Source organism: Sphingobium sp. CR28 (assembly GCF_052327305.1).
GTDB lineage: Bacteria > Pseudomonadota > Alphaproteobacteria > Sphingomonadales > Sphingomonadaceae > Sphingobium.
This window is the reverse complement of record NZ_CP182486.1, coordinates 2,123,959-2,140,064: the sequence shown is the minus strand read 5'-3', so window position 1 is coordinate 2,140,064 and position 16,106 is coordinate 2,123,959. Positions and strand designations below refer to the sequence as shown.

Sequence of the window (16,106 nt, the reverse complement as noted above, 5' to 3'; positions counted from 1 at the left end):
GGGAATGGGTGGTCGGCTTTGCGTTGATCTGCGCTACAAAGTTGTCATTCATGTGCTAATTGACTGCCATGGACGAGTTAGAACAAAACTTGGCGAATTGGGGCGGTTCGCTATTTCCGAACATTCCCGTTGGTGGCCTGCTTTCCCGCAATGCCGTGGCCTATAAGTGGAAATCGCTCTATCGGGTGTGGATGCTGCGGGAACTTGCATTCTGGCGTGAGCACGACCTGATGGTTCAGTCTTATGCGCTGCATCAGCAGGGGCATGGACTTGGAGCGCGGATATTATTGAGGAGCGGGTTCGAGACACTTGCCACGCTCATCTACGTCAATTTGCTCATGCAGCAGGTGCTTGACGGAAAGCTGAGCTTTCAAGTTTTCGGTGAGAAGACCACCCTCCTCCTGCTCGGGTCACGCAACAATGACCGGATGCCTGATGCGGTCAGCATCCTTACGATCTTAGGAAAGTGCGATAAGCGCTATCCTGGCTTGATGAAGAATTATGAGAACCTGTCAGAGAGCGCGCACCCGAACTACGAAGGGCTGATGGGCGGCTACTCGACCACCAACTACGACGAATACGAGACGACATTCTCCAACCGCTGGATGGAACTGCACGGCGAGCGCCACCCCCAAGCGATGATGCTGTGTATGGAAACGTTCCATTACGAATACGACGCGGTGTGGCCCGGCCTTATCGAGCAGTTAGAAATATGGGTTGAGGCGAACGACGCTGAGCTGGAGGCGACGAAGGACGATCCATTGCCAAGCTGACCGTTCAAATCACGGTTGTTTGCAATTGGCAACAGCGTTTGGGGGTTGCCTCGCAGCAATGGATGTCCGCAACATCGTCGCGTCCACCCATTAGCTTCGGACGTAAATCCCGGCAAAGCAGTTTGCCCGACCCTCTCCCCCTACCTGCTTCTCGCCGTTGCCATTGCGCCGGGCCGCGCATCGAAGGTGAGCGGCGTCGCCGCCTTCAACGTCTTGCCGTCGAAGCGATAGACCTCTACCTGCTTGGCCATCGAGCATTGCAGCAGCACCTGTTTCTCGTCCGCGCTCCACGCTCCGCCCTGGCACCAGCGGCCGGTGCGCGTCTCGGCGGCGGGGCGCAGCGCCTTGCCGTCGATGCGGTAGATGCTCATCATCCCATAGTCGTGGAAAGCTGGCGAGTTCGCCGGCAGGGTCGAGCCATTGTTGACTGTCACCTGCAGATAGCGCCCGCTGGGTGACAGGCCGACATATTCCGGCGTGACCCCGGTATCGATCTGGTCGACCATCCGGCCTGCCGCCAGATCGACAATGCCGACCGAGCCCATGCGCGGTCCCGGTGGCGTGCCGGGCGGCACGGGCGCGCGACCACCCAGATGGCTGACATAGGCCATGCGCGTGCGCCGATCGAGCGCGATGCTATAGGGTCCGGCACCGACCGGAATGTCGCCGGCGGTCGTCACCTGCGTGCCGTTCACGCTCAGGCGGACCAGCTTGTTGCCGCCCTGCGAGACGAGATAAGCGGTCTTGTCATCCAGAAAGACCACATCGACCGGGCGCGTCCGCGCGTCGAGCGCCACCGTGCCCGCCGACTCCAGCTTTCCGCCCGCGATGGTGAAGAGCGAGAGGCTGTCCGCATTGGTGTTCGCCACGATGGCCAGCGTGCCCGCCGGGCTGATCGCCACGCCTGCCGCGCCCACCCCGGCCTTGAGCGTCTGCTTCACGACTGGCGCAGTCGGCTTGCTGATGTCGACCACAGTGACGACATCACCCGGCGCGGGCTTGCCGTCCGCGCCCATGATCTGCCCGGCGGTGACGATCGCCATCTTGCTGTCCGCCGACATCGCGACCGTGCCGGGCGGGCCAACGACTGTGGCGGGCACCGGCAATGTGGCGAGCGTGCGGGCGCCGGTCTTGCCGATCTCGATGACCGAGATGGAGTCGGCCGTGCGCGGCGTATCGGGAGCGTCAGATGGCACGGCCTTGCCGTCATTTGCCGTCACCGCGATCTGGGCGTGAGCCATTCCAGTGCTACCCAGCAGCGCGAGCGCCGCGCATGTCGTCCGTACAATCATCGTCTCTCCCCTCGTGTCTCTACTTATATCTCTGATCTTATGATGCAGCCCGTTCAGTCCGGAGCAACGCCTCCGGGCCGATATCGGCAATGCGCGAATAGCCCGTCAGCGCCATCGCCACCGCTAGTTCGTGTCGCAGCAGTTCCAGCATATGCGATACGCTCGCGCCGCCGCCTGCCGCCAGCGCGAATGCCCAAGCCCGGCCGAGCAGCACGCCGCTCGCGCCGGACGCCAGCGCGCGCAGCACGTCGACACCCGAGCGGATGCCACCGTCCATCAGCACTTCAAGCTTGCCCTCCACTGCCTCGACCACCGGGCGCAGCGCGCTGATGGTTGAGGGTGCGCCGTCAAGCTGGCGGCCGCCATGATTGGAGACGACGATCGCGGACGCGCCCGCCTCGCAGGCCAGGCGCGCGTCGTCGGGATCGAGGATGCCTTTCAGCACCAGCGGGCCTTTCCAGCGCTCGCGCACCCAGGCGAGGTCGTCCCATGTAATCGACGGATCGAAATTGCGCGAAACCCAGTCCGTGAACTGGGCGAGACCCGCGCCGCCCGGCATTGCGGGCGCGAAATTGCCGAGAATATGCGGTCGCCCGCGCACGCCCACATCCCAGGCCCAGCCGGGATGCCGCGCGATCTCGATCATGCGGCGCAGCCTGTCCAGAACGGTCTGCCTGCCGGTCAGCGTCGATCGCATGTCGCGATAGCGCGGGCTGTGAATGATGAGGTCCACCGTCATCACCAGCGTCTCCACGCCCGCCGCCCGCGCCCGGTCCAGCAGCGCCGCCATGAAGGCGCGGTCCTTGATCATGTAAAGCTGGAAGAGCAGCGGCGCCTGCACAGCCGGCGCCACCTCCTCAAGTCCGCAGCACGCCGAGGCCGAAAGGATGAATGGCACGCCCGCCGCTTCCGCCACGCGCGCTGCCTGCACTTCGCCACGCCGGGCATAGAGCCCCGCGAGGCCGATCGGCGCGAGCGCCACCGGCATGCTGACGGAGCGCCCCAGCATCCGCGTCTCAAGCTGCGCGCCAGAGACATCGCGCATCACTCGCTGACGCAGGGAAAGCCGCTCCAGATCCGCCACGTTCGCGCGCATCGTCGTTTCGGCATAGGAGCCGCCATCGATATAATCGAAGAGGAAGCGGGGCAGACGCCGACGCGCCGCCCCGCGATAATCCTCTATGCAGGCGATGGCCATCTGGGCGCGGTCCCGCATCAGTCCGTCGCGAAGTTGTGCAGGATGACCGGTCGCGGATTGAACGGGATGCGCGTGGAGATGGGCGCGCCCGGCGCATTGGAGGGACGATGCCAGCGGCCCTTTTGCGCCGTCACCACGTCACCCGGCTCGGACTCGAAATAAGGGTATCCCTCGATCTGGTAGCCGACCTTCCCTTCCATGATGAACCAGAACTCGGTCCAGTCGCCATGGAAGTGGCCCTTGCTGGTCGCCGGGGCGATCGGCTGAGCCTTGCCGCGCAGGATGTTGGACGTGAAGTGATCGTCCCACACGAACTTGCCATTATAGTTCTTGTCGTCGTTCGCAATCTGCTTGAAGAAATCGACATAGATCGGGTTGGTATCGCGGTCCTTGCTCGGGCCGGGCGTGCCGGTCACTTTCACATACTCATAGCCCGGTCGCGCATCGGGCGTCTCGTCGAGCGGATAGAGCGGCGCGGAACCGGCCTGCCGCACCTCGAAGCGCAGCGAGGGCTTCTCGCCCACCGTCTCGATCGAATAATAATGGCGGAAGGGCACGTTCACCATAAAGCCCTTGGTGGCCACGAACGGCTCGGTGCCATCGATGGAGACGCGCATTGCGCCGTCCTGCACGATCCAGACGACGCGGTCGTCGGCATACATGCGCCGCTTTGTCTTCTTGCCCGCGCCGAGCGAGATATAATCTGCATCCTGTTCGGGATTGCGCACGATCGGCTGCACCCAGTCCGTCTGACCCCTGTGCGCGGCGAGAATCTCGGAGAGCTTCCAGTGCACCTTGTTGGGTGCGGCATAGGGCGTCGGCTTGGTCGGCTTGGCTGACCAGTATTGCTCCGCGATCTTCGGCGCCGTGACCGGCATCGGGTCTTCACGGCCGTTAAACTGTGCCTGTGCTGAAACGCCGATGGTAACTGAAATGGCCGCAGCCGTGAGAAGCGCTATTGCCTTCATGCCCTATCCTCCCTGTTTTTCCGCAACTTGCTATGAATTTGCACGCAGCACAACCTGCAATGGGCGAGAGGGTGGAGGATAATGGGCGACCCAGCCGAGAGCTGGCGCCTTGCGCAAGCGTCACCTATCTGACAAGTGATGAACCGCTTCCGGCTCCGCGCCCGTTTCGCAATGCCGATATAAAGAAAACTTTATGTCCATTCACACCCATCATCCGTGCTGGCCTCGCCTAAGATGAAGATCGATGCGCATCATCATCTCTGGCGCTATCAACCCACTGAATATGCATGGATTGATCCCGAGAGCCGAATTGCGCGCGACTTCATGGGCAAGGATCTGGCCACGACGCTCGAGGCGGCCGGCGTGGGCGGCGCGATCGCCGTGCAGGCGCGGCAAGTGCCTGAAGAGACACGCTTTCTGATCGATGCGGCACGGAGCGCGCCGATCCTCGGCATCCTCGGCTGGATCGACCTGCGATCACCGGCTATAGAGGCGCTGCTGGAGGCGGACGCGCATCCGCTCATCGTGGGCTACCGTCATGTCGTACAGGACGAGGTCGACGATAATTTCCTGCTTTCACAAGAGTTTATTCGCGGCGTGCGGGCCGCCGTCGCGCGAGGCCTCACTTATGATCTGCTGGTCAATCACCGCCAACTGTCATCTGTTGTTGCCTTCATCGAATCGGTCGGAAACGGGCGCTTCGTTCTCGATCATGCGGCAAAGCCGGATATTGCGGGGCGCGGCTGGTCGCCCTGGGCAGAGGACATTGCAGGCGTCGCGGCGCTGCCCAATGTCCTGTGCAAGGTCTCGGGCCTCGTCACCGAAGCAGACCATGTCGGCTGGAAATCCGACGATTTCGAGCGCTATCTCGATCATATCTTCGGCCTTTTTGGGCCGGAGCGGCTGATCTGGGGATCGGACTGGCCCGTCTGCCTGCTTGCCGCCGACTATGGCGAGACGCTTTCCCTCATCGAGGATTATATAGACCGGCATTGCCCGGCCGAGCGCGCGGCGATCCTGGGTGGCAACGCCATCCGCGCCTATGCGCTGCCCCTTACAGAAAGGACTCCCGACCCATGATCCGCGCGCTGCACCTGTCTTCGCTGGACGATGTCGCCGTGCTGATCGATGCCGCCGAACCCGGCGATGTCGTGCTCGGGGTCGTCGCTCGTGATCCCATTGCTGTGGGGCACAAGATGGCCGTACGCGCCATTCCTCAGGGAGCGACCGTGCGCAAATATGGCCAGGCCATCGGCACGGCCACGCGCGATATCGAGGCCGGAGAGCATGTGCACAGCGACAATCTGGTTGTCGGTGGCGAACGGTCGGCGGCCACTCCGCAACAGGCGGCGCAAGCGCTTCCCCCGGCGCGAGGCCTGACTTTCGAGGGATATCGACGCGCGGACGGCAAGGTCGGCACGCGCAATTTCATTGGCATCATCACCAGCGTGAACTGCTCGGCAACAGTGGTCCGGAGGATCGCGCGCAGCTTCGAGGACAAGGAGCTGCCCGGCGTCGACGGCGTGGTGGCGCTCAGCCATTCGAGCGGCTGCGGCATGTCGAAGGTCGGCGAAGGGATCGAAACGCTCGAGCGGACGCTGGCGGGCTATGCGGCGCATCCCAATTTCGGCGGCGTGCTCATGGTCGGCCTTGGCTGCGAAGTCGCCCAGATCGAGGACATGCTCGCCCATCATGGCCTCTCCACCGGGCCTCGGCTTCGCGCGATGACGATACAGGGCGCGGGCGGGACGGCGGCAGCGATTGCGGACGGCGAAGCGATCGTCCGCGAACTGATCGCGCTCGCGGCGACCGACAAGCGGGAGACCCTGCCCGCGTCCGAGCTGGTGCTTGGCTTGCAATGCGGCGGATCGGACGGCTGGTCCGGCGTCACTGCCAACCCCGCGCTCGGCGCCGCTGCCGACCTGCTTGTCGCCGAAGGAGCGACCGTGATCCTTTCCGAAACGCCGGAAATCTCGGGCGCGGAGCATCTGCTTATCGCGCGGGCATCCCAGCCTGAAGTGGCCGATGCACTGCGCGCACGCATTGCCTGGTGGGATGATTATGCGAGCCGGCACGGCGCGACGCTCGACAATAATCCCTCCCCCGGCAACAAGGCCGGCGGGCTGACGACGATCTATGAGAAGTCGCTTGGCGCCGTCTCCAAGGCGGGATCGACCCCGCTCAACGAGGTCACGCTTTACGGCGAACCAGCGCGGACGCGCGGCCTCGTCTTCATGGATTCGCCCGGCTACGACCCCTGCTCGGCCACGGGGCAGATTGCCGCTGGCGCCAATCTTCTTGCCTTCACCACCGGGCGCGGATCGGCCTTCGGCGCCAAGCCGACGCCCTGCTTCAAGATCGCCTCCAATGCCGAGCTTGCCCGCCGGATGGCTGACGATATGGACTTCGACGCCTCCCCGGTGCTCGACGGCATGAGCATCGGGGCAGCGGGAGAAGCAATCGTCCAGGCCCTTATCGCGGTCGCTTCAGGGCAGCCCACCAAATCGGAAGCGCTGGGCCTTGGCGACAACGAGTTCGTGCCCTGGCAGCTCGGCGCCTGGATGTAAGGCGCGAGCGACCGACGGAACGAACCGCGCCGATCAGATCGCGCCGATCGCCTTCATCACATTGCCCTGATCCGCGATCAACTCCGGGAAAAGGCGCGGCGCATCGCTGAGATCGAAGCTGTGACTGTGCAGCTTGTCCATCGGCAGATGGCCGGCGCGGATGTGATCGATCACGTAGCGGAAGTCGTCATGCGTGGCGTTGCGCGACCCCATGAGCGTCGTTTCCCGCTTGTGGAACTCCGGATCGGAAAAGCGGATGTCCGCCGAAACGATGCTGACCAGCACATATTTGCCGCCATGCGCGACATAGGCGAAGCCCGCTTCCATTGCTGCGGGATTACCCGTGGCATCGAACACCGTGTCAAAAAACTCGCCATCGGTCGCATCCGCGAGGCGGCTTTGCAGCCCGTCGTCCGCCAGAACTGCGCCAGCAAGGCCCGCCCGTTCGCGCGCTGCTGCAAGCCGGCCCTCGCTGCGGTCGACGATCGTCACCTGCGCGCCCTCGATCTGCGCGAAGAGTGCGACCGCGACACCGATCGGCCCGGCACCCACGACCAGTACCCGGTCTCCCGTGCGCGTGTCCGCCCGCCGAACGGCATGCGCGCCGATCGCCAGAAACTCGACCATTGCCGCATGATCCAGCGACAGCCCTTCGACCGGGATGACGGCGCTTTCCGGCACGGAGACGTACTCTGCCATACCGCCATCGATATGGACGCCCAGCACGTTGATCCGCACGCAGCAATTTGTCTTGCCGCGCCTGCACGCAACGCAGGTGCCACAGGAAAGATAGGGAAGGACCGTAGCCGTCTGGCCCAAGGACAAAGGTGAATCCGCGTCCGCCGCCTCGATCGTGCCGGCAAGTTCATGCCCCATGACGCGCGGATAGGCGAGATAAGGCTGGTTGCCCTGGAAGATGTGATAGTCCGTACCGCAGACTCCCACCCGACGAATGCGCAAAAGCACTTCCCCTGGGCGCCGCTCAGGAACGGGCCTCTCCTGCCCCGCCAGCTCATGGGGTCGGGAACAGATGATCGTCTTCATGGGAAGGCATCCTCTCGGGCAAGTTCGATCCGCAGTGCGGAAAAGGACAGTTGGAAATTCTGTGCGAGAACTTATCAGATGAATCAAGTCCCGGCGCGACTATTCGTCTCCCGGTACAGGCGTGTTAAAGCCTCTGCATGAGTCAGGATTCCGACACGGCAAATGGTGCGCCAAAGGGCGCGAAACTTTATCGCCAGATCATTGATACACTGCGCCGCGAAATATCGGAGGGCATCTACCCTGCCGGCTCGCGTCTTCCCTCCGAGCGGGAACTTGTCGAGCGGTTCAATGTCAGCCGGCTCACGGTTCGCGAGGCGCTCATCGGTCTGGAGATACTTGGCCTTGCAGAACCCCGGCAGGGCGCCGGGGTCTTCGCTACAGGAGCGGACGCTGCGACGGACGCCGCTGGAGAAGATCTCGATATCGGCCCAATGGAACTGACCGAGGCACGGCGGATCGTCGAGACGCAGGCTGCAGCGCTGGCGGCGCAGGTCGCGACACCGGACCAGATCGCAGCCATGGAGCAGTCGCTGCTCGACATGGAAAGCGAGGAGAGCATCGACAAGTCGCGGGAATGGCAGGCAGACCGCGCCTTTCACCTGATGATTGCGCAGGCTTCCCAGAACCGGGTGTTGGCGATGATGGTAGAGACTTTGTGGGATATGCGGCGGCGCTCGCCCCTGAGCGACGAGATGCTGACCCGTGTCGCAACAGCCGGCGAGAAGCCGCGTGTCGCCGACCATCGCCGCATTCTCGATGCGATCCGCAACCATGATCCCGAAACGGCGAAAGCGGCCATGGCCGACCATCTCGACCGGGTGATGAGGAACCTGCTTCTCTACACAAGAAGCGACAGAGCAGAGGCACAGCCGCGTCGGGAGACGGCCTGACCGGGTCGTCAGAGGCTCCAGTCCACCGTCAGCCAGATTTTGCGCGTATCGGACAGCCAGGCTTTGGCGTGATAATCGGCATAGCGGGCCGAAAACAGCGCGTGACCGATTTTGGCCGTCGCGAGCAGGTTCCACGCGTCGCCATATACGCGCATGATCCGATCACTGGTGAAGTGATGATAGGCAACCGTCAGGCCGATCGCATCAAGCCCGCCCACTTTGCTCCAGTTCCTCTCCACCGAAGCATAATAATCGCGCAGCCCGTCCGGGGGTGTGGTCGAAAATCTGTCCACCCAGCCCTGGAAGCCGAACAGCGCGCCAAGCGGCGTCTGCACGCTGGTAAGGGCGCGGCCATCATCGGCACCAAGCACTTCCCGGCCGAGCTTTCCAGTGAGCGCACCGTCCCCCAGCGATCCTTCGACCAGCGAATAGCTGGCCGCGAAGTCATTCGGGTTGTTCGCATAGTCGCTCTGCAACGCATAGCTGGCAATGATCCCGCCCTTGAGCGCAGAACCAATGGGATAGCTGCCGGAGAAACGCACGCCATATGTCTGGCTGGACAGGCGATAGCCCTGCACGGCGGCTTCATCCTGATCGACGAGAAAGGCAAAGCCCGTGACAGTGCCGAGCGCACTGCCGTGGCTCACCAGCGCAAACATATTATCGCCGCCGATTGCAGTTGGACGTGAACCGAAGCCGCGACGGCCGTTGGTCGTGCGGACGCTCCACGCGTAACTCAGGTCGACACTCCATCCTTTCGATGTGCCCCACTGAAGTCGCGCTGCGTCGAACGTCCGTTCATTCTGCCGGAACGGCGCGATACCCACAAAGCGGCGATCCAAGAGCTCGATCCGCTGGCGGCCAAGCGTGGCGGCGAAACCCTGCGCACCGGCGTAGCGCACCTGCGCGCGGTCCAGCTCCACATTGCGCGGATCGGCAACGAGTGGGAACTGCGTAAGTCCGTTAGTGCCACTATTATAGTTCTCGACCAGAGCGGTCGTCGCCTCAGCCTGCACTAGCGCCGACCATCCATCCTTGCCGATTTCGATGCCGGGACGAACGCGCAGAGTGACGGCCTGCGCATCGCGATCGAACCCCTCTTCCTTGACGGTTTCGTATCGGAGCCGAACGTCAAGAAGGGGCGTGACGGTCTGGGCCGACACAGGACCGACGAAGATGCCGCTGAACATCGCGCCAAGAGCACAGGCAGGGAATGCCGACAGGCGCATCAGGGAACCTCTCATCTCTAGCACGGGCATTGCACGAATTTAGATATCGGCGAATGGGGGTGCCGACGCCCTTGAGTACGCAGGGCGCCGGCGGGGAGACGATCAAGAGAACTGTCAAACCGGGGTAGAGGCCGGGCGCAGCTGATCCAGCTCGCCGCTTTCACGCGCCTTGCGACCATAGACGAGCTCAAAGAGCGGCCCCGCCATCATTGTTGTGACGATCGCCATCAACACCAGCATGGAGAAAAGCGCAGGTCCGATAATGCCCTTCTGAAGACCGATATTGATGATGATGAGCTCCATGAGGCCGCGTGAGTTCATCAAGGCGCCGATGCCAAGCGCGGTGCGATTATCCTCGCCCGCGAGCCGCGCCGCCAGATAGCAGGCGCCGAACTTGGCCGCGATCGACGCGGCAAGGATGCCCAGAGCAATCAGCAGCAGCGAGCCGGAGTTCACCATATCCATACGGGTGTTCAGCCCCGAATAAGTGAAGAACATGGGCAGCAGCATGACGACTGCCACAGGCTCCACCTTGCTTTTCAACTCTTCGACGAAGCGGCCGCGCGGCATGAAGACGCCAAGGATGAAGCCGCCGAAAATGCCGTGAATGCCGATGGCGTCCATGATGAAGGCGGACGTGCAGAACAGCATCAGCGTGATCGCCAGTACGGTCATGCTCATCTCGCCCTTCGCCTCGACGGCACGACCGAGCGGAGCCAACAGGCGTCGCCCGAAAAGAACGAGAAACCCGACGTAAATGACTGCTCCGCCGATCGCGAGGGTCGCCACGCCGCTGCCTCCACCAAATGTGGCCAGCACCAGCGCCAGAACGCACCAGGATGCCGCATCATCGAATGCGCCGGCAGTGAGCGAAAGCGTGCCGAGCGGGCTGTTGGCAAGGCCGCGCTCATTGATGATCCGCGCCAGCATGGGGAAGGCAGTGAGCGCAATGCATGCGCCCATGAAAAGCGTGGCATTGGCCTGGCTGATGCCGGGAGCGAAGAGGCCCGGCACCTGAAGCAGGAGCGGCGTAATCAGGACCGCGATCAGGAACGGCGCGACGAGGCCTGAAGCCGAGACGGCAGCTGCGCTGCGCGCCTTCGACTGGAAATGATCGATCTGGAGCGTGAGGCCGACGAGGAACATGTAGAGCGCGACGCCAAGCTGAGCGCCCACATACAAGACGTTCCTGGTCTCCTTCGGGAAAATGGCGGCCTGAAGATCAGGCGCCAGCAATCCGAAGAGCGAAGGGCCGAGGATGACGCCGGCAATCATCTCGCCCACCACCTGAGGCTGCGCGAGCAGCTTCTTGCCCAGCCAGCCGACGACCCGGCAGGCGAAGATGATGATGGCAAGTTGGAGGAAGAAATGAATGCTGAAGTCGCTTGGCGCATAGGTAGCAGCCGCGCCCACAGACGCAGGGCCATGCGGTGACAGCGATGTCGTGAACGTCGTCCAGAAACTCTCGATCATGTCATTCATATGCATCCCCCAGATTACGACGTCTCCGCGTCTTGCCGTAAAGGGAGCGCTATCATTGGCGCGTTGCAACCGGAATTTCTTGGCTGCCATGCGATTCCGGGGCCGAAGGGCCAAAGCGTTGCGCGATGGTCACAATGTAGGTATGTGCCTACATCTTGAACCGATATTTGTAGAAATGTAGGCGCATGAAATCGCTCACCAGCCGCGAGTTCAATCAGGATGTGAGCCTCGCCAAGCGTCTCGCGCGAATCGAACCGATCTTCATTACCGATCGTGGTCGCCCAACCCATGTGTTGCTCGGGATCGAGGCGTTTCGACAGCTTACCGGACAGCGGGAAACCATTGTCGACCTGCTTGCCATGCCGGACGCTCCAGCGTCCCGACCACCCCGTTCCGATTGGGACGGCGTGGCTCCGAAGCGCTGATGTATCTGCTCGATACCAGCGTTATCAGCCAGCTGCGTGGCGCGCGCGCAGGCCGCTGCGACCCCGGACTCGCGGCATGGGCCGCTGGCGTGCCGCGCCACGATCTGTTTCTCTCCGCGCTGTCGCTTCTCGAACTGCAAAACGAAGCGCGGCAAACCGCCCGAGCCGACAAGGGGTCGTCTTCCGCGCTGAGCGAATGGATCGCGACACGTGTGATGACCGCGTTCGACGGACGCATCCTGCCTGTCGACGTCGCGGTGATTCGGCGGGCGGACGCCTTGGCCTATCCGGCCTCGCGGGACGCCTTGCTTGTCGCCACTGCGCTCGAACACCGGCTGACGCTCGTCACGCAGCACGTCTCGGCCTATAAGCTGGGAAAACCCAAGCTCTTCAATCCATGGGGCTATATACCCGAGGATGAGGGCGAGGACTGGCGGCAGGCCGCACGGGGCGGCTCGCAATGGTTCAAAACCTTGTTCCTGAGAGCCTGACCATGCACGTGGCGCGATCCATCCTCATCATAGGCGGCGGCACGGCGGGGTGGCTGACGGCGGCCTATCTTGCGCGCTTCATGGAGAAGCGCCGCCCAGACATCCGGATCACGCTGGTCGAATCGCCGGAGATCGGCCCGATCGGTGTGGGCGAAGGCGCCTTCCCGACCATCCGGGCGACCTTGCGGTTCCTCGGGATCGACGAGACACAGTTCATCCGGGCCGCGTCCGCAACCTTCAAACAGGGCGTCCGCTTCGACGACTGGCTGCACGCACCTCAGGGCGGGCGACGCCACAGCTATCTGCACCCCTTTGAGCCGCCCTTTCAGGCGGACGGGATCGACCTGGCGGCACAGTGGCTGCTGCAAGACCCTGGCACGCGTCCGCCCTTTGCGCAGGCAGTGACCATCCAGCACCAGGTGGCCGAAGCGGGACGTGGCCCCAAGGCATTCGGGGAAGGCGCATTCGACGGGCCGCTAAGCTATGCCTATCATTTCGATGCGCAAAAGCTGGGGCAGGTTCTGGCCGAGCACGCCCGCAACCTTGGGGTGCGGCATCTTTCCGGCGAACTCACCGGCGCAGCGCTGAAAAGCGACGCCACAATCGACCATGTGCTGACGCGCGAGCACGGTGCGCTCGAGGCTGACCTCTATATCGACTGCTCGGGCTTTCGCGCCGAGTTGATTGCGCGGACGCTCAAGTCCCCGTTCGTCTCGATGCGCGACCAGCTCTTCACCAACCGCGCTGTCGCCTGCCGGCTCCCCTACCCGCACAGCGACACGCCGCTCGCGACCATGACCATCGCAACCGCGCATGAGGGTGGCTGGACATGGGACATCGGCCTTTCGACCGGCCGGGGACTGGGCACCGTCTATTCGAGCGATCACCTCTCCGATGAGGCCGCGCTGAGCGTGCTTGCCGCCTATGCTGGCCGCGATGCGGACACTCTGGACGCGCGCGTGCTGAACTTCGATCCGGGCTATCGGGAGAAGCAGTGGATCGGCAACTGCGTGGCAGTAGGCTTGGCCGGGGGATTCCTGGAGCCGCTTGAATCGACGGGGCTCATCCTGATCGAGGCCGCCGTCGCCATGATCGCGGAACTCTTCCCGCATCACGGCGCAATGGGTGCGCCCGCCGATCGCTTCAACAGGCTGATGGCCGCGCGCTATGAGGCAATCGCCGACTTTCTGAAGCTGCATTATTGTCTCAGCCGGCGTGACGAGCGCTTCTGGCGCGAGAACGCCGATCCCGCGTCCATTTCGGACCGGCTGCTTGGCCTGCTCGACCAGTGGCGTCACCGCCCGCCCAATCGCTTCGACTTCACGATCGACGTGGAGAGCTTCGCCTTCTTCAACTATCAATATATTCTCTACGGCATGGGTTTCACCGGGACGATCGACCCAGCAGCCCTGCCCGCGCCGCCGGAAAGCGACCGTATGTTTCGCAGGCTCGAAATATTTGGCGCGCAGGCCGCCGCTGACCTCCCCGGCCACCGCGAGCTCATAAGCGCGATCGGCGCTGCCCCCGTGTGAACGAGGCGTTTGCGTCGGAAGATGAACGTTTGCGTCGTGTTTCCACTGGCAAAGGAACGGCAAAGCCGTCAATCAGAGCAAGTAATGGCGGAAAATCCTTCCTTTCCAGCGGCGGCAGCAGCCGAAACCCGCGATCATACGGCAGCCCTCAAGCGCATATTGCGCTTCCTTCCGGCTCCCGTCGGCATCGTAACCAGTGTCGATCCGGAAACGGACGAGCCCATTGGCCTGGCCATGTCCGCCATCATGCCGGTGTCTCTCGACCCGTGCGCCGTCGCCATCGCCATCAACCGCGCAGGTTCGGCTCATGCAGGGATCGTCAACTCCGGCCGTTTCTGCATAAACCTCCTCGATCCCGCGACGGGCGAACATCTTGGTCCGTTTGGAGACCCGACACGGCGCGCAGAGCGCTTCAAGCTGACGGGCTGGCGCAGACATAATGGCGTGATGCTGCTCGACGCGGCGCCAGCGAGTATTATTTGCGCAATTGCTGGACACACGGCCTTCGGCACACATGACGTGCTCATTGGTGACGTAAGGGAAATCCATAGCAGCGGCATGACGACGATCCTGGGCTGGGCCGATGGCGCGCTGGGGACGCTCCAGCCGCTTCCTTGAAATCTCCGGCGAGAACCGCCAGTTCAGTCGCATAAGGCCAGATGAGGACGCATGGTCGCGCCAGACCATGTGCAAAAAGGTTGGCCCGGAGAGGATAGTCATGCGCGAGGTCCATCACCTGCTTGCCTGTGCCAATGACGGCGAGGCAGCGCGACATGGCGACGTGTTCGATCCTAACAGCGGAGAAATTCAGGCGCGGGTCGCGCTGGGCGATGCTCGTTTGCTGGACCGCGCTGTGGACGCAGCACTGGCGGCCCAACCCGGCTGGGCCGCGACCAATCCACAGCGCCGTGCGCGCGTGATGTTCCGCTTCAAGGATCTGGTCGAAGCGAACATGGACGCGCTTGCCCACCTCCTCTCCTCCGAACACGGAAAGGTGATCGCCGACGCCAAAGGCGATATTCAGCGCGGGCTGGAAGTGATCGAATTCGCCTGCGGCATCCCGCATGCGCTGAAAGGCGAATACACGCACGGCGCCGGGCCGGGCATTGATGTCTATTCGATGCGGATGCCGCTCGGCATCGGCGCGGGTATCACCCCGTTCAACTTTCCGGCGATGATCCCGATGTGGATGTTCGGGGTGGCGATCGCCTGCGGCAACGCCTTCATCCTGAAGCCCTCGGAGCGCGACCCCAGCGTGCCGGTACGCCTCGCCGAGCTGATGCTGGAGGCGGGTGCTCCCGCAGGCATTCTGCAGGTCGTTCACGGCGACAAGGAAATGGTCGACGCAATTCTCGATCATCCCGCGATCGGCGCGATCAGCTTTGTCGGCTCGTCCGACATCGCGCATTATGTCTACCAGCGCGGCGTCGCGGCGGGCAAGCGCGTGCAGGCCATGGGCGGCGCTAAGAACCACGGCATCGTCATGCCGGACGCCGATCTCGATCAGGTCGTTGCGGATTTGTCAGGCGCGGCCTTCGGATCGGCAGGAGAGCGGTGCATGGCGCTGCCGGTCGTCGTCCCGGTCGGCGACAAGACCGCCGATGCGCTCCGCGAGAAGCTGATCCCGGCAATCCAATCTCTGCGCGTCGGCGTCTCGACCGATCCCGAGGCGCAGTACGGCCCCGTGGTCAACGCGGCGCACAAGCAGCGGGTCGAGAGCTGGATCCAGACCGGCGTCGACGAAGGCGCCGAGCTGGTCGTGGATGGCCGCGGCTTCCAGCTGCAGGGCCATGAGAACGGCTTCTTCATCGGCCCATCGCTGTTCGACCGCGTCACCGCCAGCATGCAGAGCTACAAGGAGGAGATTTTCGGCCCCGTCCTCCAGATCGTCCGTGCGCCCGACTTCGAGAGCGCTCTGCGCCTGCCGAGCGAGCACCAATATGGCAATGGCGTCGCGATCTTCACTCGCAACGGTCATGCCGCGCGCGAGTTCGCGGCGCGAGTGAATGTGGGCATGGTGGGCATCAATGTGCCGATCCCGGTCCCTGTGGCCTATCACAGCTTCGGTGGCTGGAAGCGCTCGGCATTCGGCGACGCCAACCAGCACGGCATGGAAGGTGTGCGCTTCTGGACCAAGGTTAAGACCGTCACGCAGCGCTGGCCCGATGGCGCGCCTGATGGCAGCAACGCCTTCGTCATTCCGACAATGGGGTGA

15 protein-coding genes are annotated in these 16,106 nt (G+C 63.3%); 9 read left to right on the top strand and 6 right to left on the bottom strand.

Annotation, left to right across the window (positions count from 1 at the left end; genetic code table 11):
• The first annotated feature begins 68 nt into the window (after positions 1-68).
• Complete coding sequence (locus tag ACNAOH_RS10205) at positions 69-773, top strand: hypothetical protein (protein ID WP_443970071.1); 705 nt, start codon at positions 69-71, stop codon at positions 771-773.
• A 140-nt stretch (positions 774-913) separates the two neighbouring features.
• Here the strand turns inward: ACNAOH_RS10205 and ACNAOH_RS10200 are convergent, their stop codons facing one another.
• The 3 genes from ACNAOH_RS10200 to ACNAOH_RS10190 are packed head-to-tail and all read right to left on the bottom strand — an operon-like array spanning position 914 to position 4,231.
• Entirely contained in the window at positions 914-2,065 is a 1,152-nt protein-coding gene (locus ACNAOH_RS10200; RefSeq protein ID WP_443970070.1) for a YncE family protein, read from the bottom strand.
• Positions 2,066-2,102: 37 nt separating this feature from the next.
• Positions 2,103-3,263, bottom strand: coding sequence for an L-lactate dehydrogenase (locus ACNAOH_RS10195; protein WP_443972105.1), 1,161 nt, complete (start codon positions 3,261-3,263; stop codon positions 2,103-2,105).
• A gap of 17 nt (positions 3,264-3,280) precedes the next feature.
• Positions 3,281-4,231, bottom strand: coding sequence for a cupin domain-containing protein (locus ACNAOH_RS10190; RefSeq protein ID WP_443970069.1), 951 nt, complete (start codon positions 4,229-4,231; stop codon positions 3,281-3,283).
• Positions 4,232-4,465: 234 nt separating this feature from the next.
• Between ACNAOH_RS10190 and ACNAOH_RS10185 the strand changes: the two genes are divergently transcribed.
• Both ACNAOH_RS10185 and ACNAOH_RS10180 read left to right on the top strand, forming a co-directional pair.
• Positions 4,466-5,311 carry an amidohydrolase family protein gene (locus tag ACNAOH_RS10185; RefSeq protein WP_443970068.1) on the top strand — a complete coding sequence of 282 codons (846 nt, stop codon included), beginning with the start codon at positions 4,466-4,468 and terminating at the stop codon, positions 5,309-5,311.
• A complete protein-coding gene (locus ACNAOH_RS10180) occupies positions 5,308-6,798 on the top strand; it encodes a UxaA family hydrolase (protein WP_443970067.1) in 1,491 nt (496 codons plus the stop codon). Before ACNAOH_RS10185 ends, ACNAOH_RS10180 begins: the two co-directional genes overlap by 4 nt.
• A 33-nt stretch (positions 6,799-6,831) precedes the next feature.
• Here ACNAOH_RS10180 and ACNAOH_RS10175 read toward each other — a convergent pair whose 3' ends face one another.
• A complete protein-coding gene (locus tag ACNAOH_RS10175) occupies positions 6,832-7,842 on the bottom strand; it encodes a zinc-binding alcohol dehydrogenase family protein (RefSeq protein WP_443970066.1) in 1,011 nt (336 codons plus the stop codon).
• Positions 7,843-7,979: 137 nt separating this feature from the next.
• Between ACNAOH_RS10175 and ACNAOH_RS10170 the strand changes: the two genes are divergently transcribed.
• Positions 7,980-8,732, top strand: a complete 753-nt coding sequence (locus ACNAOH_RS10170) for a FadR/GntR family transcriptional regulator (RefSeq protein ID WP_443970065.1) — start codon at positions 7,980-7,982, stop codon at positions 8,730-8,732.
• 8 nt (positions 8,733-8,740) lie between these two features.
• Here ACNAOH_RS10170 and ACNAOH_RS10165 read toward each other — a convergent pair whose 3' ends face one another.
• Both ACNAOH_RS10165 and ACNAOH_RS10160 read right to left on the bottom strand, forming a co-directional pair.
• Positions 8,741-9,961 (bottom strand): alginate export family protein, encoded by a 1,221-nt coding sequence (locus ACNAOH_RS10165; protein WP_443970064.1) that lies wholly within the window; start codon positions 9,959-9,961, stop codon positions 8,741-8,743.
• A 114-nt stretch (positions 9,962-10,075) separates the two neighbouring features.
• Positions 10,076-11,449: a cation:proton antiporter gene (locus tag ACNAOH_RS10160; protein ID WP_443972104.1), complete on the bottom strand. Its 1,374-nt coding sequence runs from the start codon at positions 11,447-11,449 to the stop codon at positions 10,076-10,078.
• 179 nt (positions 11,450-11,628) lie between these two features.
• Between ACNAOH_RS10160 and ACNAOH_RS10155 the strand changes: the two genes are divergently transcribed.
• The 5 genes from ACNAOH_RS10155 (at position 11,629) to ACNAOH_RS10135 (ending at position 16,106) form a co-directional block, all read left to right on the top strand.
• Entirely contained in the window at positions 11,629-11,868 is a 240-nt protein-coding gene (locus ACNAOH_RS10155) for a type II toxin-antitoxin system Phd/YefM family antitoxin (RefSeq protein WP_443970063.1), read from the top strand.
• The gene (locus ACNAOH_RS10150) at positions 11,868-12,359 is read left to right on the top strand and encodes a PIN domain-containing protein (RefSeq protein WP_443970062.1); all 492 of its coding nucleotides are present in this window, start codon (positions 11,868-11,870) and stop codon (positions 12,357-12,359) included. The genes ACNAOH_RS10155 and ACNAOH_RS10150 overlap by 1 nt, the downstream gene beginning before the upstream one ends.
• Positions 12,329-13,891, top strand: coding sequence for a tryptophan halogenase family protein (locus ACNAOH_RS10145; RefSeq protein ID WP_443970061.1), 1,563 nt, complete (start codon positions 12,329-12,331; stop codon positions 13,889-13,891). Before ACNAOH_RS10150 ends, ACNAOH_RS10145 begins: the two co-directional genes overlap by 31 nt.
• Positions 13,892-13,975: 84 nt before the next feature.
• A complete protein-coding gene (locus ACNAOH_RS10140; RefSeq protein ID WP_443970060.1) occupies positions 13,976-14,509 on the top strand; it encodes a flavin reductase family protein in 534 nt (177 codons plus the stop codon).
• A 100-nt stretch (positions 14,510-14,609) separates the two neighbouring features.
• Positions 14,610-16,106, top strand: coding sequence for a CoA-acylating methylmalonate-semialdehyde dehydrogenase (locus ACNAOH_RS10135; RefSeq protein WP_443970059.1), 1,497 nt, complete (start codon positions 14,610-14,612; stop codon positions 16,104-16,106).